The organism is Mesorhizobium sp. LCM 4577, assembly GCF_001854795.2.
GTDB lineage: Bacteria > Pseudomonadota > Alphaproteobacteria > Rhizobiales > Rhizobiaceae > Mesorhizobium > Mesorhizobium plurifarium.
In genome coordinates this window covers 404,540-427,344 of sequence record NZ_MDDU01000035.1, presented here as the reverse complement: position 1 = coordinate 427,344, position 22,805 = coordinate 404,540, and the positions used below count along the sequence as shown (strand labels likewise).

Genomic DNA, 22,805 nt, shown 5'->3' with positions numbered 1-22,805 from the left:
CCATGGTTCGCTGCCTAACCAAAAGGCCTCGGGCCCTGTGCAGCATCAGGAACGCCTGATCTTCACGCGATTTGATCGGAACAAAGCGCATGTTGGGTCGGGTCACTGCTTCACAAATTGCCGCCGCGTCAGTGGCGTCATTCTTCGCGCCGCGACGCACGAAAGGTTTGACGTAGCTTGGAGGAATCAGGCGCACGTCATGCCCGAGCCCTTGCAACTGACGGGCCCAGTTATGGGCAGTTGCRCAGGCCTCAATRCCGATCAGGCAAAGCGGCAACGCTTTGAAATAGGGCAGGAGATCACGACGAGTGAGCCTTTTGCTGTCAATCGTCTTGCCAGATGCATCGGCGACATGGACGTGAAAAACATTCTTGGCTAGGTCGAGGCCTACGGTGGCTGGGTTCATCAGAATGCTCCTTTTGCAGTGTAGGACCAGTATACGGTCCCTTCTCAGAAGCGGGGCCGTCTTCCCCATCAACGGGCGCCTCAGCCTCAGGGACGAGCGCCTCAACAACACGCTGTTCTCGACGCTGTCCGAGGGCCGCAACGCCGTCACTTCATGGAAGGAGGATCACAACCACCCCAGACCACACTAGGCCCTCGGCAACATGCCGCCGGCTGAGTTCGCAATGAGATCCACGCTGGAAAAACAGGCCTCATGAGGCCAGAAATGACCCCTGAAAACTGGACTGTTCGAAAGTTGAGTTTTCCGCGGTAACATCCCTTGACTGAGAGGAGCGGAAGATGATGAAGGCCCCGAAGTTTTCCGACGCGCAGAAGGCGTTTATTCTGAAGCAGGGAGCGGACGGGATTCCTGTTGCCGAGATCTGTCGACGGGCGGGAATCCGCCAGCGACCTATTTCAACTGGAAAAAGAAATACGGCGGACTGCTGCCGACCGCGATGAAGCGGCTGAAGCAGCTTGAGGACGAGAACGGCAAGCTCATGAAGCTGGTGGCCGATCTGTCCTTGGACAAGGAGATGCTGCAGGACGTCATTCGCCGAAAACTGTGAGGCCTGGTCGCAAACGCGAGCTGGTGGCGGAGACGTGTGAACGTGTCGATCCGAAGGGCATGCTGGGTTCTGGAGTTCGCCACCTCTCACTACAAGTCCCGCCGCCGCGATCAGGGCTGGCATCGAAGCTCGGATCAAGGACATCTGCGCCACGCGGGTCCGCTACGGATACCGCCGCGTGCACGTAATGCTCACGTGCGAGGGCTGGGACATCAACATGAAGCGATCCTATCGAATTTACAGGACTTGGGCCTGCAGCTCAGGAACAAGACGCCGAAGCGGCGTGTGAAGGCGAAGCTGCGGGAAGGCCGGGAGGAAGCCGTCGGCCCGAACGACGTCTGGGTGATGGACTTCGTCCACGATGAGCTCGCGACGGACAAGAAAGATCCGTGTGCTGACGGTCGTCGACACGTTCTGAGGCGGGGCGTTGAGTCTCAGTGGCTACCGTCAAGCAGGGAGATATAGCGGAGCACTTGTTGCGTTCGATACCTTTGATACCTAAGAAGCACGCGATGGTGATCGCGATAGGGCACCTGCTCGATGAAAACGTCAATCTGTTTGTTCACGAAAGCGGCCTGCAGTTCGAAGAACTCGGACGCGATGATGCCGCTACCTGGCCGCTGTCTCGAGATCGCCGTGAAAATGATAAGCTCGGTGAATTGTCAGTCTGTCTCGATGGGCCTGCCAGAGCACATGCGGGCTCTTCGGCTCAACAATGTGACACCACGCAGTGGTCGGCCATATCAGATCGCCCGAACCTCGCCCGATGCCCTCTTCGTGCGACCGTTTGTCCACCGGTGATCCGTAACTGATCTTTCAATCATCCTGCGGGCGTTCATCCCATTCGCTCTGAAGCATATGAACCTGGCGAAGGTGGAAACACGACCGTCTTGCTGCCGTTGAGGAATACTCGTCCGTGGATGTGCGCGTGTACCGCCCGCGCCAATGCTTGTGCCTCAACGTCGCGGCCGAGGCTGACGTAGTCATCATTCGACTGGGCATGTGTCACACGGATGATGTCCTGCTCGATGATCGGCCCTTCATCGAGATCTGCGGTCACGTAATGCGATGTGGCGCCGATCAATTTCACCCCGCGTTCGTAAGCTTGCTTGTACGGACTGGCGCCTTTAAAAGAAGGCAAAAACGAGTGATGGATGTTTATGATGCGCCCGGACATCTTCTGGCACATTTCATCCGAGAGAACCTGCATATAGCGGGCAAGCACGATCAGCTCGGCCCCAGTGCCGGCCAGGATCCGCATTTGCTGCGCTTCCGCTTCGGATTTGTTGTCTTTTGTGACCTTGATGCAGTGAAACGGAATGTCGTGATTCACCGCGAGCTTTTGATAATCCATGTGATTGGAGATCACTGCCACGATCTCGATCGGAAGAGCGCCGATGCGCCAACGATACAGGAGATCATTGAGGCAGTGGCCGAATCGCGAGACCATAATGATGACTTTTCGCTTCGTGGCCTCGTCGAAGAATTCTGCTTCCATCCCAAAGCGCGACGCGATCGGGGTGAAACCTGCGCGCAGCTCTTCGAGTTCAAGCCCACCCTCGGAACGGAAGCTCACCCTCATGAAGAAATTGCCGGTATCAGCGTCATCAAACTGCGCGCTGTCGGTGATGTTGCAGGCCTGATCGGCAAGAAATCCCGAGATCGCAGCTACGATCCCCCTGGTGGAGCGGCATTTCACCCGAAGCGCGAAGCTGAACATCGTTTCCTTCCTTCATAGTTTCACGCCAGCAAGTTGCGGCAAAACTTCGACTGACAGCCCGTTGGTGAACAGGCAGGTGCCCACGCTGCAAAAAGACCCGGAGCTCGGGATCCGGGAGTGAGCAATTGTTACCGCGCGGGTCTCAATGGAGATTGGAGCGGATGAAATCCATGCTCAGATTGAAAGCCTTCTCAGCATTGTTTAGCCGATGAATCTCGCGAGAGAACGGCTCGTAGGAGAAAGCGCCAGAATAACCTTTGTCAATCAAAGCACGGATCTGATCGATATTGCCGAGCCGGTCGCGTTCGTCGACGAGGATTCGATGGCCATCTTGCATCTCCTCGGGGCTAAGGGTCGGAACGACGACACCGGAGATGTGGACAATGCCCGTATGCTCAGGAAAGAACTCGCTCTCGCCTGCAAGGCAATGGTGAAAGGTGTCGTGCACGAGCTTATAGCGCCCGCTGCCGCCGACCGCCTCGATGGCCGCGACGGCATCGGCCTTGTACCGCAGCGACGAGGTGACGAAGCCCAACGGCTCGACAAGCGCCACCAGGTCGGCTGCGTCCAGCATCGGCAGGATCTCGCCCAGCGAGCGACGCAGCGCCTCCTTGCGGCCGCCCTCGCTGTATTGCGGTGCATCGTTGCGCGGAATTAGGCTGATCGACTCTGCACCGGCCTCCTTGGCTTGGTTGATGAGCAGCTGGACCTTCGCGCGCACATCGTCCGACCAGGCGTTGAATCCATAAACTTCCGAAAGCCCGAGAAGACGCAGGCCTTTGGAGCGCGCATAGTTGCCGATCGCCAACGGGGCTTCGCCGTCGAAGAAGGCCGCATCCGTCAGTTGCTTGTCCGCCAAGTCATTACGCAGTTCGACCCCCACGCAGCCGAGCGACGCCGCAAGATCGAGGAACGCGCGGCAATCGAGTTCCGGCGCTGCCATATGGTTCATGGCGAACTTCGGGTGACCTGTCATGTAAACTCCTCATGCGGTCGCGGTTTGGACCGATTTGGCCTTCACTGACGAAGCTCATTCCTGTGGTCAACCAGGCGAAAACGAAATCCCATCAGCGAAGAGGGATTGCGGCAAATCCATGCCACTATTCTCTCATTCTATCATAAAGGCGCTGGATTACACGCTTTCTGGGACGTGTAGTGTGAATGGGAGGAATAATTGTCCACTCGTCTCTAGCGGTCCTGCCTGGAGGGTCCTCACCATCAGGTCGATCAGCGCCCGACAGAGCTGCTCGAGCGGTGTCGCGATGACACCGACGACCAGATGCTCTTGCAAGGCGTCGGTGGTCTCGGGCACGAGTTCGTTGACAACGACGCTTGGCGGCCGCGCAAGATCCAGTTCGCGTAATGCCGCGATTRCACCTTCGAATCCACCGCCGGCGACATAAAAGCCGGCGAGATCGGGATACCGTTCAACCAGGGTAACCGTCGCCTCGTGGGTGACTTCCTTTGTGTCGAGGTTCACCAGCGTGTCCAGCACATGGAACTGCGGCGCATGTTCGCGGAAGTAGCTGCGAAAGCCCGTTTCGCGCAGTTCGTGGCCATGCCAACGGTGGCTACCCACAAAGACCGCCACCTTGCCGACCTGCGGCGCCGTCCGCGAGATTAGCCAGGCCGCGGTGCGGCCTGCCTTCATGTTGTTAACGCCGACATAGGTGTGGCGAACGCCCTGGGCGAAATCAGACAGGAGCGAAAACACGGCCTTTCCGGATGCCTTCAATGTCTCCACCGCGCGCGTCACCAGATGATGATCGAGGCTGGCCATCCCGATCACGTCCGCGCGCGTCGCCACCGTCTCCAGCGCCTTGACGAAGTCGGACGGGGTCTGGGACCGGACGAATTCGATATGCACGATGCCTCGAACACCCGGCGTTTCTTCCACCGCTCTGGTCAGTTGCAGAGCGAACGCCCTATAGAACGCCTGTTCCTCCTTCAGAAGGAGGAAGCCGAACCGGATAGGCCGAAGGTCTCGCTCGATACGCTGCCGGATGAGACCCGCGGCGTGATAGCCGATCTCTCGCGCGGCCTCGTAGACCCTGCGGGCGGTCTCCTCGCGCACCGGATGCCGGCCGTTCAGCACACGATCGATGGTCGAGACCGAAACCCCTGCACGCTCAGCGAGATCCGTGATTGTTGGTCGCCTGGCCATGGCCCGAGATGAGACTGAATGAAAGGCAGATAAACTGCCGATGAGAGGCTTTGAAACATTACACCATCATGGGGTAGAGCAAGGCAAGAGGCGCCGTTGCGCTTTAGGTGGAGACTGCCAATGCCGGCCGAGGACCGTTCATGCGAAACGCCGCGGCTCGAAACATCCCCCGAATCCTTGGTTTCATTACCTTGCAAGCTATTTGGTTGACATTGCTTTCATGTCGCAACTGTCGAACACCTGGAGTCGTGGCACGCGCTCGGCAGCGGATCAGCTGTTCTCCCTGAGATAGATCTCGAAGGGTGTGAACGGTTCCGACCGCAATTGCGGCAGCCGCCCGAAATGGGCAGCCAGGAAGGCGAGCACCGAACGCGCCGCGACCGTGTTGTTATGGTCGATCACCGCGTCAATCAGTCCGGCCTTGAGGAGCCCCTTGCGCGAGGCTGTCAGTTCGTGGGTGATGTAGGCCATGCGGTGCCCATCGCGGCATTGCCGGCGCACCGACGCCACCGACCGTGAGCCGGAGGACATGTTGTAGATGCCGCGGATCGAGGGGAAACGCCTCATCTCCTCCAGCAGGATCTCCCCCGGTCGTTCCGGAATGTCCTGGCTCTCCCGGGAGGCGACGACGCGGCACCGCGGGAAGCGCTCGGCTATCACCGCGCGGAAGCCTTGCTCGCGCATGGACTGATTAAGCATCGCGCGGAAGCCCTGGATAAGCAGAATGTCGCCTCCTTCCGACCCGAGGAAACGCCCCATCAGTTCGCCGACGACGCGCCCGGACCGTTCGTGGTCAGGACCGAAATAGGCAAGGCGGCCGCTTCCCGGCAAGTCGTTGATGAAGGCGAGCAACGGCACCCTGGTGGAAATCTGGCGAAGTGCCTCCTTGATGAGAGGAGTGGCGTAGCAGGTCACCACAACTGCATCATATTCCCTTTCCAGGCCGCGCAGCCGCGCCACGATTCCCTCCGGGGTCGTGCGCTCGAAATGGAGGATGAAACTGCGCATATTGAGGTGCGTCAGCGCGCCGGTTTCCTGCACCACCGCGTTTTGCAGCCCGACATAGAAGGGGTTTTCCGGCGAGGCCATTGCAAAGGCGATGCGGACGGTGCGCAACGGCGTGCGGAAGCTCAGGCGATCCAACCGCAGCCCGTGGGCCGCGGCCAGCACCCTCTGCTCCCGCTTTGGTGATACACCGCCACGATTGTTGATGACCCGGTCCACGGTCGACAGGCTGACGCCCGCCTCCCGAGCAATCTGTTCAAGGGTGGTTGTCTTGGCCATGGCTGCTTTTTTGATGGGTTCCCTTCAAAATCCAACTGTCAGGCCCGTCCGCTGTCAAGCTATTTTCCCCAACGACACCAACGCGGCGCCGTGGGTGGAGCGAGGGGAGCAGTCTTCCCGCTTCACGCGGAAGGAGATGCAGCGCAACCTCGACAAGTACTGGCCGAAATAGGCTGAATAGCAAAAGATTCCCACCATCAGGAGAAAGTCAGCAATGGTCAGCAAGAACAGCCGCCCGACGGTCGGCGACATCCGCGCGATGAAAGCGCGGGGCCAGAAAATATCAATGCTGTACGTGACGACGCTGGATGAAGCGGCGGCCGCAGCGGCTGCCGGTATAGACATTCTCTCTATCGAGGGTCGCTTCTTCAGCCCTGAAATGCGCCAGGCCGCCGGCAACTGCTTTGTGCAGGTCGGCCTTCCCTATGGCGCGGCGGGCAATCTCGTGACGGCCGAGGACTATCTGCGCGAGGCGTTCCGCTGCACGGGCATGGGCGGCGACTGTTTCTACTGCGCGGCCTCGCTCGATATCCAGAAGACACTTTGCGACAACGCCGTTCCGGTTGTAGCCCATGTCGGGCTCATTCCTTCGCAATGTACCTGGACCGGCGGCTTCAAGGCGGTTGGTAAAACAGCAGAGAGCGCCAGGGCCGTGTGGGACCACGTGAAGCGACTGGAAGCCATAGGCTGCTTCGGTGCAGAGTTGGAAGTTGTGCCTGACCGGGTGGCCGAGGCGATCTCCAGGAGCACGCCGCTGATCATGCTGGGCATGGGAGCCGGGCCGGGCGCGGATGCGCAGTACCTCTTCGCAGAGGATGTGCTGGGGCATACGGCCGGCCACAAGCCACGCCATGCCAAGACCTACCGCAACTTCGCGGCCGAGTTCGATCGCCTGCAGCACGAGCGCATCGCCGCCTTCCGCGAATTTTTTTCGGACGTCGCCACCGGCGTCTACCCGGCGCCCCAGCATGTCGTGCCGATGGATGACGCCGAGTACGAGCGGTTCCTGGCCGGCATACGGTCCTGACACACCCCGATCGGCGAGGAGAAAAGGACCGCCACGCAACCTCGCGGCGGCGGTTCCGCTCTCTGCATCGGAAACATGCGGCGGAGGCCTGGGACTGGACTTCGAGATGCCCGCTCTTTCACGGAAGTCCTGGAGCAGGATGCATTCGGGTGAATTTGGCACCCCGCTCTTCGTTTTAGCCGCACTTGTGGAAGCCCAGAAGCCGAGCGTTCCACTTGGATGCAAATGCTTCGCCAGGCCAACATAGCGCCGCCCTAACGGCGCGCCTCACAGACAAGCACGGTTGACGGTCAGCGTCGGATCTATGCGGTTGTCGAAGAAGTCGAGAACGTTCCTCGCCGAAGCACTGCCACGCTCCGCCTTCGGCAGGTTGCGACGATTTCAGACTCCATGGCGGACTCTGACCTGATTACTGGCTCCTCGCGAGCGACCGTGAGTAGCGAGATGAATATCGATGTTCATGCGCACGCCTGTGAGCTTCCATGTCGGGTTACAAATGGTCGGCAACGCTAGGAGCGGCCAGCACAAACTCTCTGCTCGAGACTTGATCGAACATAAACGTTGCCAGATGTCCTCTGGACAGTTTCATGCCGAGCTTCGTCCTTCCCGTGGGAACCAACCGCTAACCCGCGGCGGGACCGTCCTTGAGGAATGCACTTCGCACTCCAGTCGAGGTCGGAGTCTGCGACCAATTCGGCCGGTCGCCTTGATTTCGTCGTAGGAACTCCGTGCGATCACCTTGAACAGGGCCACCAAAGCCTTCGATTTCAAGCCGAAGCCATCTTCTGGATCGCGGTGGCTCGCGGTCGAAACCTGGATAAGTCGCCGGACATTCAGTTCGTTCATGACCGAAATCACGTTGCGAGGTCCATTCGTGACTACACAATGGAACGACCGACCGAAACGGTTGACGGCAATACATAGCGGGTCATCGCATCCAATCGTACATAAGGCGCATTCGTAATTGTGCCTGGCCGCGCGATGCTACGTGCGATACCAACGAGCCTAGCCAATGACGCCCACGAAGCTGTTAGTCGGGCAGATCGCCGTCGTGTTCGCGATCGTCATTCTTGGGGTGTGGACGTCGACGCAATGGTGCGCTCACATGCTCGGCTATCAGTCGCCGCTTGGCGTCCCATGGCTCGTCGTAGCCGGCTGGCCGATCTACAAGCCGTGGAAATTGTTTGAATGGTGGTTCCATTTCGACGCCTACGCGCCCGAAATATTTGATCAGGCCGGCGTGCTTGCCGGCGCCAGCGGGTTCTTGGGCTGCGCAGCCGCGATCGCTGGTTCACTCTGGCGCGCGCGGCAAAGAGGTCTGGTTTCCACCTACGGCTCCTCGCGATGGGCCACGACGCTAGAGATCGAGAAGGCAAGCCTGTTTCTGCCGGCCGGCGTTTTCCTGGGCAAATTGAAGGATCGGTATCTTCGCCATGATGGGCCGGAGCATGTGATGGCCTTTGCTCCGACACGTTCAGGCAAGGGAGTCGGATTGGTCGTTCCGACGCTCCTTTCCTGGACTGGCTCGGCCGTCATTCACGACATAAAGGGCGAGAACTGGCAGCTGACCTCAGGCTGGCGGTCGAAGTTCTCATACTGCCTTTTGTTCAATCCGACCGATCCTCGATCGGCGCGCTATAATCCGCTGCTGGAAGTGCGCAAAGGTCCAAACGAGGTCCGCGACGTTCAGAACATTGCCGACGTCTTGGTCGATCCGGAAGGTGCGCTCGAGCGGCGCAATCATTGGGAGAAGACCGGTCACTCGCTATTGGTCGGCGCCATCCTGCACGTGCTCTACGCCGAAGAGGAAAAGACACTCGCCCGCGTCGCCACCTTCCTGTCCGACCCGCAACGCTCGTTTACCGCGACACTGCAGCGAATGATGACGACCAACCACCTTGGCGCGGCGGACAGGCCTCAGGTGCATCCCGTAGTGGCTTCGGCGGCACGCGAGGTGCTTAACAAGTCAGAGAACGAACGTTCGGGCGTTCTCTCAACTGCGATGTCGTTTCTCGGTCTCTATCGCGATCCGACCGTAGCCGCGGCAACATCGGGCTGCGACTGGCGCATAGCCGATCTCATGGATGCCGAGCGCCCAATGTCGCTCTACCTAGTGGTGCCGCCATCTGACATCTCCCGCACCAAGCCACTGGTCCGACTGGTGCTCAATCAGATCGGCCGCCGGCTGACCGAGCGCCTGGAGGGAGATCCGAAGAAGAGCAGAAAGCACCAACTGCTCATGATGCTGGACGAATTCCCTGCACTCGGTCGCCTCGACTTCTTCGAGACCGCGCTTGCCTTCATGGCGGGATACGGCATTCGGGCCTATCTGATCGCGCAATCCTTGAACCAGATCTCCAAGGCGTATGGCGAGAACAACGCCATTCTCGATAATTGCCATGTGCGAATTGCCTTTTCCTCAAATGATGACCGCACGGCCAAACGGATTTCGGACGCACTCGGCACGGCGACGGAACTCAGATCCATGCGCAACTATGCCGGGCATCGGCTGGCGCCCTGGCTTTCGCACGTCATGGTCAGCCGACAGGAGACCGCACGTCCGCTGTTGACGCCCGGCGAAGTCATGCAGCTGCCGCCATCTGACGAACTGGTCCTGGTTTCAGGGTTGCCGCCAATTCGTGCGAAGAAGCTGCGCTACTATGAAGACCAGAATTTCACCGAGCGGGTGCTGCCTGCACCGGTATTGCGCGAGGGGCCCTACGCTGACGGTCCTGCATCACGTCCGGACGACTGGACTGGACAGGTGCGGAGCGTCGATCGCCGTCTTGCCGCCGACGACGAAAGCGCCGGCCCGACAATTGAAGACGAGGGAGGCGTCCAGCAGCAGCGCCATCCCGGTTTGCCTGAAGAACAACCCGTCGCCGCCAACCGGTCTGATCAGAGCGATCTTTTCGATCCCGCTGACGACGATAGCCAGGCGGTTGCTGACAAACGCGTCATGGATCGGGTTTCCACCGCTGCGCGTGCTTACGGCATCAATGAGGGCAGGGGCGACGACAAGGACATCGTGCCCGGCTTCTGAGCGCTGCTAAAAGCCAAAGCGTATCTCAGCGTAGATAACGGCCATAAGCGATTTCGAGCGCTTGGCCGATGCTTGTTCCCGTCGCCGGCGCAACGCCGGCCTGTCGAGAACAAGCCGCATGAAGTCCCACCGCATTCGTCATCAGTTCCTGCTCGAGCCCGAGCTCAGCGAGAAGCTGGACAATCTCAGCCGCGATCCATCGACCACCAAATCAGCCGTTGTGGCGAAGGCGGTCGAGGCCTTCATCGAGCGGCGTGGCGAGAATGAGCTCGACCGACGCTACGGCGTGAGGCTCGACCGTCTTTCCCGCGACCTCGCTCACGTCAGGCACGATACCGAGATGATCCTTGAGAGCCTGGCGCTCTTCATCCGCTTTTTGATCACGCTTCATGCCCACACGCCGGTCCCCGATCGGGCAACGCAAGCCATCGCCCAAGACCGTTTCGACAAATTCGTCGAACAGGTCGGCCGGCAGATCGCGTCCGGGAAAAGCTCTCTCGGCAACGAGAATGGCGGGGGAGGGGAAGGATGAGCTCTCATCCGGAAACCGACCATCGCCGCCGCGCCATGCTCCGCACCGCCCTAGGTCCGGCGGTCACCGAGGCGCTGACCGATCCGCTGGTCATCGAGGTGATGGTCAATCCCGACGGCGCGCTCCGGCTCGACCGACTGGGAGACGGTCGCGTCGAAACCGACGTGCATATGCACCCCTCCGAGGCCGAACGCATCATCCGCCTGGTTGCCTCCCACGTGCGCGCCGAGGCGCATGCGGACAATCCGATTGTCAGTGCTGAACTGCCCTCAGGCGAGCGCTTCGAGGGACTGCTGCCGCCTGTCGTGCTGGCGCCCTGCTTTGCCATCCGTAAGCCAGCGGCAAAGCTCTACACGCTGGCCAACTATGTCACCGATCGGATCATGCAGCCGCTGCAGGCTGATGCACTTAAGAAGGCGGTGCGCGAGCGGCGCAACATTCTGGTCGCAGGCGGGACGTCATCGGGCAAGACAACCCTTGCCAATGCGCTCTTGGCCGAAGTGGCCGAATGCGACGAGCGGGTGATCCTGATTGAGGACACGCGCGAACTGCAATGCGCGGCGAAGGACTGCGTTGCCTTGAGGACGAGGCGGGGTTCGGTGTCGCTTGCCGATCTCGTGCGCTCGACGCTGCGGCTCAGACCAGACCGCATCATCGTCGGCGAGGTGAGGGGCTCGGAAGCGCTCGACATGCTGAAGGCATGGAACACCGGGCATCCCGGCGGCATCGCCACCGTCCACGCTAACTCTGCACGCTCCGCACTCTACCGTGTTGAACAGCTCGCCCAGGAAGCCGTCGTCACTGTTCCGCGCCGCCTCATCGCCGAAGCCATCGATCTGATCGTTTTCATCGCCGGGCGCGGATCCTCGCGCCGCATCGACGCGATCGCCGAGGTCACCGGCATCGACGGCAGTGGCGACTACGCCGTCACCCAGCTCACGCTTCCGCAACTCCAGCAATTTTGAAAGGTCACCTATGCGCAAGAAGCTTCGCTTTCTTTCGTCCACCGCGCTCGCGTTTTGTTTCACGGCCCCGGCTTACGCAGCGGGCTCCGGTATGCCCTGGGAACAGCCACTGCAGCAGATCCTGGAGTCTGTGCAGGGACCGGTCGCCAAGATCGTTGCGGTGATCATCATCATCACCACAGGCCTAACCCTTGCCTTTGGCGACACGGCGGGCGGTTTTCGCAGGTTGATCCAGATCGTCTTCGGGCTGTCGATCGCCTTCGCTGCATCGAGCTTCTTCCTCTCCTTCTTCTCCTTCGGTGGCGGGGCGCTCGTCTAATGGCCACCGCAGAACAGCATATCGAAGGCTTCGAGGTGCCGGTTCACCGGGCATTGACCGAGCCGATCCTGCTCGGCGGAGCATCGCGAGCGGTGGCGATCCTGAATGGTACGGTGGCCGCCGCGATAGGCCTTGGCTTACAGCAGTGGATTGCCGGGCTGGTCCTCTGGCTTGCTGGTCACACGCTTGCAGTCTTCGCTGCCCGCCGCGATCCGGACTTCGCCAGCGTCGTTGTTCGCCACCTTCGGCTGAGGGGGTGGCTGGCATGCTGAATGTTTCAGAATATCGTAGCAGGGCCGACCGGCTTGCCGACCATCTGCCCTGGGCCGCACTCGTCGGCCCGGGTATCGTGCTCAACAAGGACGGCAGTTTTCAGCGGACGCTGCGGTTCCGTGGCCCCGATCTCGAAAGCGCGACGGAAGCCGAACTCATCGGCATCTGTGCGCGAGCCAACAATGCGCTCAGACGTCCAGGCTCCGGCTGGGCATTGTTCTTCGAGGCCGAACGCATCGAAGCCTTGGGCTATCCCGCCTCGCGCTTTCCCGACGCGGCCTCATGGCTGGTCGACGAAGAACGTCGCGCAGCCTTCGAGGGCAAAGTCGCACATTTCGAGAGCTGCTATCACCTGACCTTGCTCTTCATGCCGCCGCCGGACAGCCAGGCGAGGGCGGAAAGCGCGCTCGTCGACTCTTATCATCCAGAAGCCGAAAGAGATTGGCGCCAGGAGCTGGCGCGGTTCCGTGACGAGACCGACCGCGTGTTGGATCTCCTGTCGGGCTTCATGCCCGAAGTACGCGCGCTCGACGATGCCGAGACGCTGACTTATCTGCACGGCACGATCTCGGCTCGCCGGCATCCGGTCGCCGTGCCGGAAACACCGATCTATCTCGACGGCATTCTGGTCGATGCGCCGCTCACCGGCGGGTTGGAGCCGATGCTGGGCGATCAGCATCTGCGAACCCTCACCATCCTCGGTTTTCCCAACCTCACTCGGCCCGGGATCCTCGACGCGCTCAACCATCAGGATTTCGCTTATCGCTGGATGACGCGCTTCATCCCGCTCGACAAGACGGAAGCCACAAAGACGCTGATGCGGTTGCGCCGGCAGTGGTTTGCAAAGCGCAAGTCGATCGTCGCGATCCTGCGCGAGGTTGTCACCAACGAGCCGGTGCCGCTGGTCGATAGCGATGCCGACAACAAGGCGCTCGATGCCGACGAGGCACTTCAGGCATTGGGCGCTGATCATGTCGGCTTCGGCTATCTCACCACAACGGTGACGGTGTGGGACGAGGACCGCCAAGCCGCCGCCGAAAAACTTCGCGCCGTCGAGCGCATCGTCAACGGGCTCGGCTTCACCTCGATCCGTGAAAGCGTCAATGCGGTCGAGGCGTGGCTCGGCTCGTTGCCCGGTCATGTCTACGCCAATGTTCGCCAGCCGCTCGTTCACACGCTGAACCTTGCCCACCTCATGCCGCTATCGTCGGCGTGGGCCGGCCCATCGGCGAACGAGCATCTCGCGAAAGTCACCCAGATCGAAGCGCCCCCGCTTCTCTTCGCGGAAACCAGCGGATCGACACCGTTTCGATTATCCACTCATGTCGACGATGTCGGCCACATGCTGATCGTTGGTCCGACCGGCGCCGGCAAATCGGTGCTGCTTGCGCTGATCGCGCTGCAGTTCCGACGTTATGCCGGCGCGCAGATCTATGTTTTTGACAAAGGCAATTCCGCTCGTGCCGCAACGCTCGCCATAGGTGGAGAACACCACGCATTGGGGGCGGACGGCTCCCTTGCCTTCCAGCCGCTGCGCACAATCGACGATCAGGCCACGCGCAGTTGGGCCGCCGAATGGATCGCCGGCCTTATTGCTCATGAGAACGTCACCGTCACGCCGGAGGTGAAGGAGGCAATCTGGTCTGCGCTTGGCAGCCTTGCCACCGCGCCGGCGCAGGAACGCACGCTCACGGGTCTGTCGGTCCTGCTTCAGTCCAATGCGCTGAAGTCCGCCTTGATGCCCTACACGCTCGACGGCCCCTTCGGCCAGTTGCTCGATGCTRATGACGATCGGCTCGCTCTGTCGAATGTGCAGTGTTTTGAGACCGAGGAGCTGATGCACAGCCAAGGCGCTGTGCTGCCGGTGCTCACTTATCTGTTCCATCGTCTCGAAGAGCGGTTTGATGGGCGGCCGACGCTGCTCATGCTCGACGAGGCGTGGGTCTATCTCGACAACCCTCTCTTTGCAGCGCGCATCCGCGAATGGCTGAAGGTGCTGCGCAAGAAGAACGTGTCGGTGATCTTCGCCACGCAGTCGCTGGCCGACATCGCGAGCTCGGCGATCGCGCCGGCAATCATCGAGAGCTGCCCACAACGGATCTTTCTCCCCAACGATCGCGCCGTGGAACCGCAGGGACGAGCCGCCTACGAGCGCTTCGGTCTGAACGAGCGCCAGATCGAGCTGGTCGCCAGCGCTACGCCAAAGCGGCAATACTATCTGCAATCGCGCCGCGGCAACCGGCTCTTCGAGCTCGGCCTCGGCCCGATCGCGCTCGCGCTCTGCGGCGCCTCCGACCCAGCCACGCAGACGCTCATCGACAGCGTCCTGTCCGACGACGGTCAGGAGAGCTTTGCCTCCCGATTTCTCAGTGCGCGCGGCCTCGATTGGGCCGCCGAGCTTCTCCGGCAATTCCCTCAACCCGACAAGGAGCAATCATCATGATGCGGCGCCGTTTTCTCTCCAGCCTGATCACGCTTTCCCTGGTCGCCAAGCCGATGGCCGACTATGTGCAGCCAGCCTACGCCCTGATCGTGTTCGATCCGTCGAACTATGCGCAGAACGTACTCTCGGCGGCGCGCGCATTGGAGCAGATCAACAACCAGATCCAGTCGCTGCAAAACCAGGCGACCATGCTGCAGAACATGGCACGCAATCTTCAGAGTCTGGATTTTTCCTCGGTCGGCCAGCTTACCGGTTCGCTCCAACGAATCGATGGACTGATGGAGCAGGCGAGCGGCCTGAGCTTCGATCTCGACAAACTTCAAGACCAGTGGCGTCAGCAGTATCCGGAAAGCTACGACGCCACGATCAAGGTCAGCGATGTGGCGAGTGCCGCACGCGAGCGTTGGCAGAGCGCCATGCAGGCGTTCCGCCAGACCATGGGTGTGCAGTCGCAGATCGTGGAAAATGTCCGCGGCGACGGCGACCTGCTCGCCGATCTCGTCAATCGCAGCCAGGGAGCGGCCGGCGCGCTTGAGGCGACCCAGGCCACCAATCAGCTGATCGCACTTTCGACCAAGCAGCAGATGCAGATCCAGACGCTGCTCGCGACGCAGTTCCGCGCCGAGGCCGAGGATGCCGCCCGGAAGGCCCAGTCCGAAGAAGCCGCTCGCGAAACGACGAAGCGCTTCCTGGGCACCGGCACAGCCTATCCCGGCAACTGATCAACAGTTCATCAGACGAGGAAGGCGGCGGCATGAACGATCTGGGTGTCATCGATCGCTTCATGGAGACTTTTATCCGCTATATCGATAGCGGGTTCGGTCTGCTTTCGGGCGACGTCGCCTTCCTCACCACCACCCTGATTGGCATCGACATCACGCTGGCAGGCCTCGCCTGGGCTTTCGGCGGCGAGCCCAATGTTCTTGCCCGCCTCATCCGCAAGGTGCTCTATGTCGGCGTCTTCGCCTTCATCCTGAACAATTTCAAGAACCTCGCCGACATCATCTATCGGTCGTTCGCGGGGCTCGGCATCAACGCGTCCTCCGGCAATCTCTCCGCCGACAATCTCCTGCATCCGGGCCGCATCGCCGCCACCGGTTTCGAGGGCGCCTGGCCTCTGCTTGATCAGGCTAGTCAGCTTTTGGGTTTTCCGGAAATCTTCGGTAACGCGCTGACTATCTTCGTGCTGCTCGTAGCCTGGTTCCTGGTCATCATCGCCTTCTTCATTCTCTCGATCCAGCTCTTCATCACCATCCTGGAATTCAAGCTCACCACGCTGGCCGGATTTGTTCTGGTGCCCTTCGCGCTGTGGAACCGGTCGGCGTTTCTGGCCGAGCGCGTGCTCGGCAATGTCATCTCATCGGGCATCAAGGTGATGGTGCTCGCCGTCATTGTCGGTATCGGCTCCACGCTCTTCGGCGAATTCGCTTCAGCGCTCCAGGGCAAGGAGCCTGATCTGGCGGCGGCCATGTCACAGGTGCTGGGCGCGCTGGCGCTGCTTGGGTTGGGCATCTTCGGGCCGGGGATCGCTTCAGGGCTGGTCTCCGGTGCACCGCAGCTTGGCGCCGGTGCTGCGCTCGGGACCACGGCGGCCGCTGCCGGATCGGCGCTCGTTGCCGGGGGAACGGCGTTCGCCGGTGCACGCATGGGAACGGGCGGCGGTCTCGCTGCAATCCGAGCTGGCACGACCATGGGCTCGGCAACTTCCTCGGCTTGGCAGTTGGGACGTGCTACCTCGACTGACACCGGCCTGTCCGGTGTGGCTGCTGGAATGCAGGGCGTGGCCGCGGCCGCCGGCGGCGCCGTGATGCGAGCAGCAGGATCTGCCGCGGGAAGCTTCGGGCCCAGCGTCAATGCCGGGCGCGAAGCCGCATGGACCGCCACCGGCGGCTCGCCGACCCCATCCATGACTGCAAGTTCCGCCGGCACGACCGCGGATTCAGCGCCGACATGGGCAAGGCGCTTGCGTTCCGAACAGACTGCTCGTGCTCATCGCCACGCCGCCATTCAGGCTGTCCGCGAGGGTGACAGGCCAGGCGGCAGCGCCAATCCCTCTCTCAACGACAAGGACGACTAGATGTTCTTCAAGCGACCCGTTCAACGATACAGCAAGACACCCCAGCCCGTCACGCCGTATCAGAAGGCCGGCCAACTCTGGGATGAGCGCATCGGCTCGTCGCGGGTGCAGGCCCGCAATTGGCGGCTGATGGCGCTTGGCTGCCTCGCCTTGGCGACCGGGCTCTCCGTTGGTCTCGTTTGGCAGTCGATGCAAAGCCGTGTCGTGCCTTACGTCGTCGAGGTCGACCGCTTCGGCGAGGCGCGTGCTGTCGCGCCGGCGATCCAAGACTACCAACCTTCCGATGCCCAGATCGCCTGGCATCTCGGCCGCTTCATCCAAAATGTCCGTTCCATCTCAACCGACCCAGTGCTGGTACGGCAGAATTGGTTGGCAGCCTACGACTTTGCCACCGACCGTGCAGCACTCTTCCTCAACGAGTACGCCAAGGCGAACGACCCATTCGGGCAGATCGGCACGCGCAGCGTGTCGGTGCAGGTGACCAGCGTGGTTAGGGCTTCCGACAGCTCGTTCCAGGTCAAATGGACCGAGCAGATTTTTGAGCGCGGCAGCCTGGCCGGCACGACGCGCTGGACCGCGATCCTCACCATCGTGATCCGCCCGCCAAGCAATACCGAGCAACTGCGCAGCAACCCGCTCGGCGTCTTCATCAACGCCATCGACTGGTCGCGTGAACTCGACAGCGCCACGCCAACATCCATTTCCCCGAAGGAGCCCGACAATGACCAATAGAGCCCCATCGCTCCGTGCCGCGCTGATCCTGTCAGCGTCGGCAGCCGTCCTTTCGGCTTGCGCATCGAAGCCGGTGACGCCACCTGAGATTTCCTATGATGCTGCCGACTTCAAAGCAGCGGCAATCGAGAAGCCGCCGGAGAAGCCGGTCAGGATCGTCGAGGTGCCAAAGCCGCTGCCTTTGCCGGGCCAGCTGCAGCCCGACCCAGGCAAAGTCGTCGAGGACAAGCGCACCCCTCAAGAACGTGTCGCGGACGCCAACAAGGCGGCGACACAGCAGCCCACCAAATACGGCTATGTCAATGCGGTCCAGGTCTATCCCTTTGCCGATGGCGCGCTTTATCAGCTCTACGCAGCACCCGAGCGTGTGACCGATATCGCCCTACAACCCGGCGAGAAGCTGACGTCAGTTTCCGCCGGCGATACAGTGCGTTGGGTCATTGGCAATACTGTCAGCGGCACCGGAGACAATCAGCGCACCCATGTGCTGGTAAAGCCTTTCGCGCCGGGGCTTAGCACCAACCTGGTGATCACCACGGAACGGCGGACATATCACCTGCAGCTCCAAAGCACTGACAAGACCGCAATGGCGGCAATCTCATGGACGTATAGCGAGGACCAGATCATTGCGCTCCGGCAGGGCAACGCGCAAGCCGAGGCTGTCATGCCGGTCGCGTCGAATGTGGCGCTCGAGAACATTCGCTTCCGCTATGCCATCTCAGGCGACACACCGCCATGGAGACCGACGCGTGCCTTCGACGACGGCAGCAAGGTCTATATCGAATTCCCACGCCGCATTGACCAGGGCGAGGCGCCGCCGCTCTTCATCGTCGGTGCTGACGGCAGCAACCAGCTCGTCAACTACCGCATGCGCGGCAACTACTACGTTGTCGATCGCCTCTTTGCGGCGGCAGAACTGCGGCTTGGCACCAAGCAGCAGCAAGTGGTCCGCATCACCCGGACAGACGGACGGCAACCGGCGCGGCGAAACTCGCTGTTTTCTAGTCTCGGCAGATGAGGGGAACGCCCATGACTGACACGTCGCATTCCACCGCTCCGCCGAAGCTCGATCCCGAGCAGCTGCAGCTGCGAGCCTCGCCCCGCCGTGCTGTGCGGTTCAGGCGCGGCGTGATCATCGCGATCGCTGCAGTCGGATCCGGAGCAATATTCGGCGTCACCATGGTCGCGCTGAGGGCTCCAGCTCTGCGCATCCAGGACTTGACGGAAGACCGCTATAACACCGAGCGCAAGCCGACAGCCGAGGGTCTCGATAGCCTGCCCAAGGACTATTCCGCAATGAAGCCAAAGGCGCCCGTGCTTGGACCGCCGCTGCCGGGCGACCTCGGCCGCCCCATTCTTGAGCGGCAACGCCAGCTCGGCATCGCGCCGGGGCAGCAGGTTTCCGCGGAGGAGCAACGGCTCGCCCAGCAGGCAATTTCGGCGCGCGAGTCGCAAGTCATGTTCCGGATCGACAATCGACCGAAGCAGACCGATGGCCCGGACAACGGGCAAGCCCGCCAGCAGCCATTTGAGGTGCTTCCTCAAGCCGGTGCCGCCGCCACGTCAGCTTCCGTTGCACCAGCCGAAGGCGATCAGAACAACCAACAGCGGAAGCTCGATTTCATCAGCCAACGGAGTACGGGCGGGATCTACAATCCGCATGCGCTGCAGACGCCCGCATCACCCTATCAACTGATGGCCGGCAGCGTGATCGCTGCAAGTCTCATCACCGGCATCAACTCCGATTTGCCCGGTCTGGTCGTTGCGCAGGTCACTGAGAATGTGCACGACACTGTCACCGGCAGCACCTTGCTCATCCCGCAGGGATCGCGCCTGATCGGCACCTATGACAGCGTCGTCGCCTTTGGACAGAAGCGCGCGCTGCTGGTCTGGCAGCGAATAATCCTGCCCGATGGTTCCTCGATCGAAATCGACAATCTGCCGGCGACGGACACTGCCGGYTATGCGGGGCTCGAGGACAAGGTGGATTTCCATGTTTGGCAGTTGATCAAGGGCGTTGCGATGGCCACATTGCTAGGGGTCGGCACCGAGTTGAGCTTCGGGGAAAACGAAAGCGACCTCGTCAAGGCGATCCGAGAATCCACTCAACAGAACGTCAGCCAAGCCGGCCAACGCATCACCGAAAAGAACCTGAATATTCAGCCCACCATCACCGTCCGCCCGGGTTGGCCGCTACGGGTGATTTTGTACAAAGACGTCTTGCTCCGGCCGTACACGGGTTGAAGAGGAATAATCATGGCCAGCCTAAAACTAGGAAAGCTTCCCGACCGGACACCTGCGAAGATCACCATCACTGTCAGTGCGGCTTTGAGCCAAGCTCTCAACGACTATGCCGCACTATATCGTCAAACCTACGGCGAGTCTGAAACGGTGGCCGAGCTCATCCCGTTCATGTTGGCAGGGTTTCTGGAAGGTGACCGAGCATTTGCCAAAGCCAGAAAGGATGGCCTTCCCGTAGCGCGCATGTCGGAGAGATCGCGACGCCTGCCTGGGTCAGGTTCCGAGTAGCTTGGTCAAGCCGGACCCAGTGCGCGCCACCCAATCTGCCAGTTCTCCAGCCACCCCCAATCCATCGCTCGGTAGCTCGAACGTGGGCTGCCGGCGCCGAGCGATTCGTGCGTACCAAACCTTCCAACTGCACGAGCGTAAGAAATCAGTCGCACAAGATCTCGCCAGCCTCAAGCGCGGTGAATGCGGTCCTTTGAAGCACTCACGCTTCTGTGCCAAGATGTATTGGCATATTGCGATCGGATTCGTTAAATCAATGAAAAGGTGCAGTTGATCCGCTTGCAACCAGGCCTCTAGGGAGAGGGAAACACGTAGCCTGCAGATTGTCGAACGTTGACCGGAATCGTCCCAGAAACCAATTCGTTATTAGCCGAGCTCGAACATTATCTTGCCGTGGCGGCCTATTTGGTCATCCGGCATGGCGACACCTATGCGCCCGCCTAAGCGCCTTGAAAGCGAGATAGAGCAAACGAGGCGGCGGCTCGGAGATCGCGAACGCGCGCAGCGCGTACGTGCCGCGCTGACCCAAAGTGGCGTTATAAGCGTCGGACCTGCGTGACGCCGTTACTCGGAATGAGTGGTTGTGAAGAGTTGAGGACGAATTGAAAAGCGCGTCGCATGACCAGTAGAGAGAGCGGCCAAGAGCATCGACGAGCCAATGCGGAGCTTTGGTGATCGAGACGATCAACCGAGCGCTGCGCATGCTGCTAGCTTCCCGTCTGCCCATTTCCGATGCGACCTCTCGCCCGCTCTACCTCGTTTCCGAGCAAGAGCGGAGATCACTCTTGGCGATCGCGGGGGGCTCCACGTTGGAATTCGCCAGGCGGCCGCTCGTAAATGATGTGCCTAAAAGCGTGCATGCCGCGACTGCCACCACATTGTTGCAATCTTTTCAACAGTGTAAAAACTTGACGGTATTTTCGACGGTATTTTGTAATTGTTGAAGGAATTATATAAATATAACAGATACATATGAGTTCTATTGACGATCGAGTGGGAGTAGGGGAAAAACCTACAGAATTCGGCGAAACAGCTATTTTGGCGTAGATTGGCGTGGCAGCTAGTGGCCCGCGGTCTTCGGCCCGCGATAGCTCTCAAAATTGCCGCAGACGCTGATCGATTGTCCCGAAATATGCGGCGCGAGGTCGGATGCGAGGAAGACGGCGACGTCGGCGATCTCCTTCATGTCGATCATGGTGTGCATCGAGATGTTGTGAAGGAAGAAAGGCATCCATTCTTCCAGCGTCATACCACGCTTTTCCGCCTGCTCGCGCATCACCCGTTGCCCACGCGGCCCGTCGACCAGGCCGGGCAGGATGGCGTTGACGCGGACACCGATCTCGCCGAGTTCGACCGCCAGCACGTCGGTCAGCCCTCGCACGGCATATTTTGACGTGGAATAGGGTGCCCTGAGCGGCATGCCGAGTCGGCCCGCGACCGACGAGAGGTTGATCACGCAACCTCCGCCCGCCTGCCTGAACAGCGGCACAGCCTTACGCACCATGTAGAACTGACCGCTGACGTTGACCGCCATGGTCTCATTCCACTCCTCGTCGGTGATGTCCTCGACCCGCTTGGTCGGGCCGGAGATGCCGGCGTTGTTGACGAGGATGTCGAGCCGCGAATGGCGCGCCAGAAAGGCGTCGTAAAGCGCGGCGACGTCGGACGACTTCGACACGTCGGCCTTCAGAACGATCGCCGACGGCAGTTCCCTGGTCACGGCCGCCAAGGCATCGTCCGCGATGTCGCAAAGGCAGACCTGCGCGCCCTGCTCGACAAAGCGGTGCGCGATGACCCGGCCTATGCCCGATGCGCCCGCCGTGATGATGGCCGTCTTGCCACTGAGATTCATCGTTTCCTCCAGACTTATTCAGATGTCCCGACCGGAACCCGTCTTCGGGCTGAGGCCGTATAGAGCTTGCGTCGCATTGATGCGGCCATGCAGGCAATCGCCTGCCTTGCGATGGCCGGCATCTCTCGGCAGATTCGAACGACCGCGCGGCTTCGTCTTTGCGAGGGCCTTCGCAGAGGCGCAACGGGTTAGGCCGGGCAGAAGGCGACGGGCCGTATCGGCGATCCCGACCCCTCGTCGATGTTCAGGGGCATTGCAAGGAACAGCGATCGCGGTGTCAGTTCCTCGAGGTTGGTAAGCATCTCGACGATCAGTATGTCGTGCGGCAACCAGCTCTTCATATGGCCGGGGTTTGCCTGCGGCACCCCGTCCACGATCGCGGTCTCGCCTGCCACCGTATCGGTGGCCACTGCGAGGTCGGACAATGCCGCCGCGATGCCCTCGTCGACCGGCGAGAAATACTGATTGGCTTTGGTCGCGAGCACAAAGACGTCGCTGCCGTCCCGGAACCTGAGATCGCCGATATGATGCAGCTGGCGGCCCGAATTCTCGTCCACCATGATCACCCGCCCGTTGAGGCTGATGCGGATACTGGGGCTTGCTTCGACGGCGGGCCTTGCGCTGCCGACGGAATGGATGATGAGGCCTTTTGCCTGCGCTTCGGCTTTGGCGCCTTGCCTGCCGAATAGCTTCCGCCGCTGATATGGTCGGCGAGCCGCGTGATGGTTGCGCGGTTCTGCTCGATCAAGCGCTTCATCGCGACGTCCTCGCGTCGCGAGCCGTCGCGCTTCGATATGATCTCGACCATTGCTCCTCCCAGAGTCACTTGGTC

23 protein-coding genes and 1 pseudogene are annotated in these 22,805 nt (G+C 60.9%); 16 read left to right on the top strand and 8 right to left on the bottom strand.

Annotated features, from left to right (window positions below):
• The coding region (locus LCM4577_RS26915; protein WP_198541089.1) for an IS110 family transposase at positions 1-406 on the bottom strand (406 nt) is incomplete at its 3' end.
• 4 nt (positions 407-410) lie between these two features.
• Between LCM4577_RS26915 and LCM4577_RS26910 the strand changes: the two genes are divergently transcribed.
• The 3 genes and pseudogenes from LCM4577_RS26910 to LCM4577_RS26900 all read left to right on the top strand — a co-directional run bounded on the left by LCM4577_RS26910 (position 411) and on the right by LCM4577_RS26900 (position 1,825).
• Entirely contained in the window at positions 411-596 is a 186-nt protein-coding gene (locus LCM4577_RS26910; protein WP_371410081.1) for an integrase core domain-containing protein, read from the top strand.
• Between the two features lie 151 nt (positions 597-747).
• Positions 748-1,428, top strand: a pseudogene (locus LCM4577_RS26905) (transposase); the annotation flags it as partial.
• A gap of 22 nt (positions 1,429-1,450) precedes the next feature.
• Positions 1,451-1,825, top strand: coding sequence for a hypothetical protein (locus LCM4577_RS26900; protein WP_131614294.1), 375 nt, complete (start codon positions 1,451-1,453; stop codon positions 1,823-1,825).
• A gap of 23 nt (positions 1,826-1,848) precedes the next feature.
• On the opposite strand, the gene purU is transcribed toward LCM4577_RS26900, so the two are convergent.
• From purU to LCM4577_RS26880, 4 genes are all read right to left on the bottom strand, one after another.
• Positions 1,849-2,733, bottom strand: a complete 885-nt coding sequence (gene purU / locus LCM4577_RS26895; RefSeq protein WP_071074156.1) for a formyltetrahydrofolate deformylase — start codon at positions 2,731-2,733, stop codon at positions 1,849-1,851.
• Positions 2,734-2,875: 142 nt separating this feature from the next.
• The gene (locus tag LCM4577_RS26890; RefSeq protein ID WP_041005532.1) at positions 2,876-3,709 is read right to left on the bottom strand and encodes a TIM barrel protein; all 834 of its coding nucleotides are present in this window, start codon (positions 3,707-3,709) and stop codon (positions 2,876-2,878) included.
• A gap of 156 nt (positions 3,710-3,865) precedes the next feature.
• Entirely contained in the window at positions 3,866-4,897 is a 1,032-nt protein-coding gene (locus LCM4577_RS26885; RefSeq protein ID WP_071074155.1) for a LacI family DNA-binding transcriptional regulator, read from the bottom strand.
• A 270-nt stretch (positions 4,898-5,167) separates the two neighbouring features.
• The gene (locus LCM4577_RS26880; protein WP_042643600.1) at positions 5,168-6,181 is read right to left on the bottom strand and encodes a LacI family DNA-binding transcriptional regulator; all 1,014 of its coding nucleotides are present in this window, start codon (positions 6,179-6,181) and stop codon (positions 5,168-5,170) included.
• Positions 6,182-6,395: 214 nt separating this feature from the next.
• Between LCM4577_RS26880 and LCM4577_RS26875 the strand changes: the two genes are divergently transcribed.
• From LCM4577_RS26875 to LCM4577_RS26815, 13 genes are all read left to right on the top strand, one after another.
• The gene (locus LCM4577_RS26875; RefSeq protein ID WP_041005525.1) at positions 6,396-7,208 is read left to right on the top strand and encodes a 3-methyl-2-oxobutanoate hydroxymethyltransferase; all 813 of its coding nucleotides are present in this window, start codon (positions 6,396-6,398) and stop codon (positions 7,206-7,208) included.
• Between the two features lie 1,012 nt (positions 7,209-8,220).
• Positions 8,221-10,251 (top strand): conjugal transfer protein TraG, encoded by a 2,031-nt coding sequence (locus tag LCM4577_RS26870; protein WP_041005522.1) that lies wholly within the window; start codon positions 8,221-8,223, stop codon positions 10,249-10,251.
• Between the two features lie 118 nt (positions 10,252-10,369).
• Entirely contained in the window at positions 10,370-10,783 is a 414-nt protein-coding gene (locus tag LCM4577_RS26865) for a CopG family transcriptional regulator (protein WP_042643597.1), read from the top strand.
• Complete coding sequence (trbB, locus tag LCM4577_RS26860) at positions 10,780-11,748, top strand: P-type conjugative transfer ATPase TrbB (RefSeq protein ID WP_042643595.1); 969 nt, start codon at positions 10,780-10,782, stop codon at positions 11,746-11,748. Before LCM4577_RS26865 ends, trbB begins: the two co-directional genes overlap by 4 nt.
• A gap of 10 nt (positions 11,749-11,758) precedes the next feature.
• Positions 11,759-12,067 (top strand): TrbC/VirB2 family protein, encoded by a 309-nt coding sequence (locus LCM4577_RS26855; RefSeq protein ID WP_040980072.1) that lies wholly within the window; start codon positions 11,759-11,761, stop codon positions 12,065-12,067.
• Complete coding sequence (locus LCM4577_RS26850) at positions 12,067-12,339, top strand: VirB3 family type IV secretion system protein (RefSeq protein ID WP_042643591.1); 273 nt, start codon at positions 12,067-12,069, stop codon at positions 12,337-12,339. Before LCM4577_RS26855 ends, LCM4577_RS26850 begins: the two co-directional genes overlap by 1 nt.
• A complete protein-coding gene (trbE, locus tag LCM4577_RS26845) occupies positions 12,333-14,783 on the top strand; it encodes a conjugal transfer protein TrbE (RefSeq protein WP_071074154.1) in 2,451 nt (816 codons plus the stop codon). The genes LCM4577_RS26850 and trbE overlap by 7 nt, the downstream gene beginning before the upstream one ends.
• Positions 14,780-15,505: a P-type conjugative transfer protein TrbJ gene (trbJ, locus tag LCM4577_RS26840; RefSeq protein WP_042643587.1), complete on the top strand. Its 726-nt coding sequence runs from the start codon at positions 14,780-14,782 to the stop codon at positions 15,503-15,505. The genes trbE and trbJ overlap by 4 nt, the downstream gene beginning before the upstream one ends.
• A gap of 32 nt (positions 15,506-15,537) precedes the next feature.
• On the top strand, positions 15,538-16,860 hold the full coding sequence (gene trbL / locus LCM4577_RS26835) for a P-type conjugative transfer protein TrbL (RefSeq protein ID WP_042643585.1): 1,323 nt from the start codon (positions 15,538-15,540) through the stop codon (positions 16,858-16,860).
• Positions 16,861-17,592 (top strand): conjugal transfer protein TrbF, encoded by a 732-nt coding sequence (trbF, locus tag LCM4577_RS26830; protein ID WP_042643583.1) that lies wholly within the window; start codon positions 16,861-16,863, stop codon positions 17,590-17,592. It begins immediately after the preceding gene.
• Positions 17,582-18,610 (top strand): P-type conjugative transfer protein TrbG, encoded by a 1,029-nt coding sequence (trbG, locus tag LCM4577_RS26825; RefSeq protein WP_042643581.1) that lies wholly within the window; start codon positions 17,582-17,584, stop codon positions 18,608-18,610. Before trbF ends, trbG begins: the two co-directional genes overlap by 11 nt.
• Positions 18,611-18,621: 11 nt before the next feature.
• Positions 18,622-19,836: a TrbI/VirB10 family protein gene (locus LCM4577_RS26820; RefSeq protein ID WP_042643579.1), complete on the top strand. Its 1,215-nt coding sequence runs from the start codon at positions 18,622-18,624 to the stop codon at positions 19,834-19,836.
• Between the two features lie 12 nt (positions 19,837-19,848).
• A complete protein-coding gene (locus LCM4577_RS26815) occupies positions 19,849-20,121 on the top strand; it encodes a DUF2274 domain-containing protein (RefSeq protein WP_042643577.1) in 273 nt (90 codons plus the stop codon).
• A gap of 1,060 nt (positions 20,122-21,181) precedes the next feature.
• On the opposite strand, the gene LCM4577_RS26810 is transcribed toward LCM4577_RS26815, so the two are convergent.
• From LCM4577_RS26810 to LCM4577_RS26800, 3 genes are all read right to left on the bottom strand, one after another.
• Positions 21,182-21,973 (bottom strand): SDR family oxidoreductase, encoded by a 792-nt coding sequence (locus LCM4577_RS26810; RefSeq protein ID WP_071034935.1) that lies wholly within the window; start codon positions 21,971-21,973, stop codon positions 21,182-21,184.
• Between the two features lie 188 nt (positions 21,974-22,161).
• Positions 22,162-22,533, bottom strand: a complete 372-nt coding sequence (locus tag LCM4577_RS26805; protein WP_052467668.1) for a hypothetical protein — start codon at positions 22,531-22,533, stop codon at positions 22,162-22,164.
• 2 nt (positions 22,534-22,535) lie between these two features.
• On the bottom strand, positions 22,536-22,781 hold the full coding sequence (locus tag LCM4577_RS26800) for a hypothetical protein (protein ID WP_052469005.1): 246 nt from the start codon (positions 22,779-22,781) through the stop codon (positions 22,536-22,538).
• Positions 22,782-22,805 lie beyond the last annotated feature (24 nt).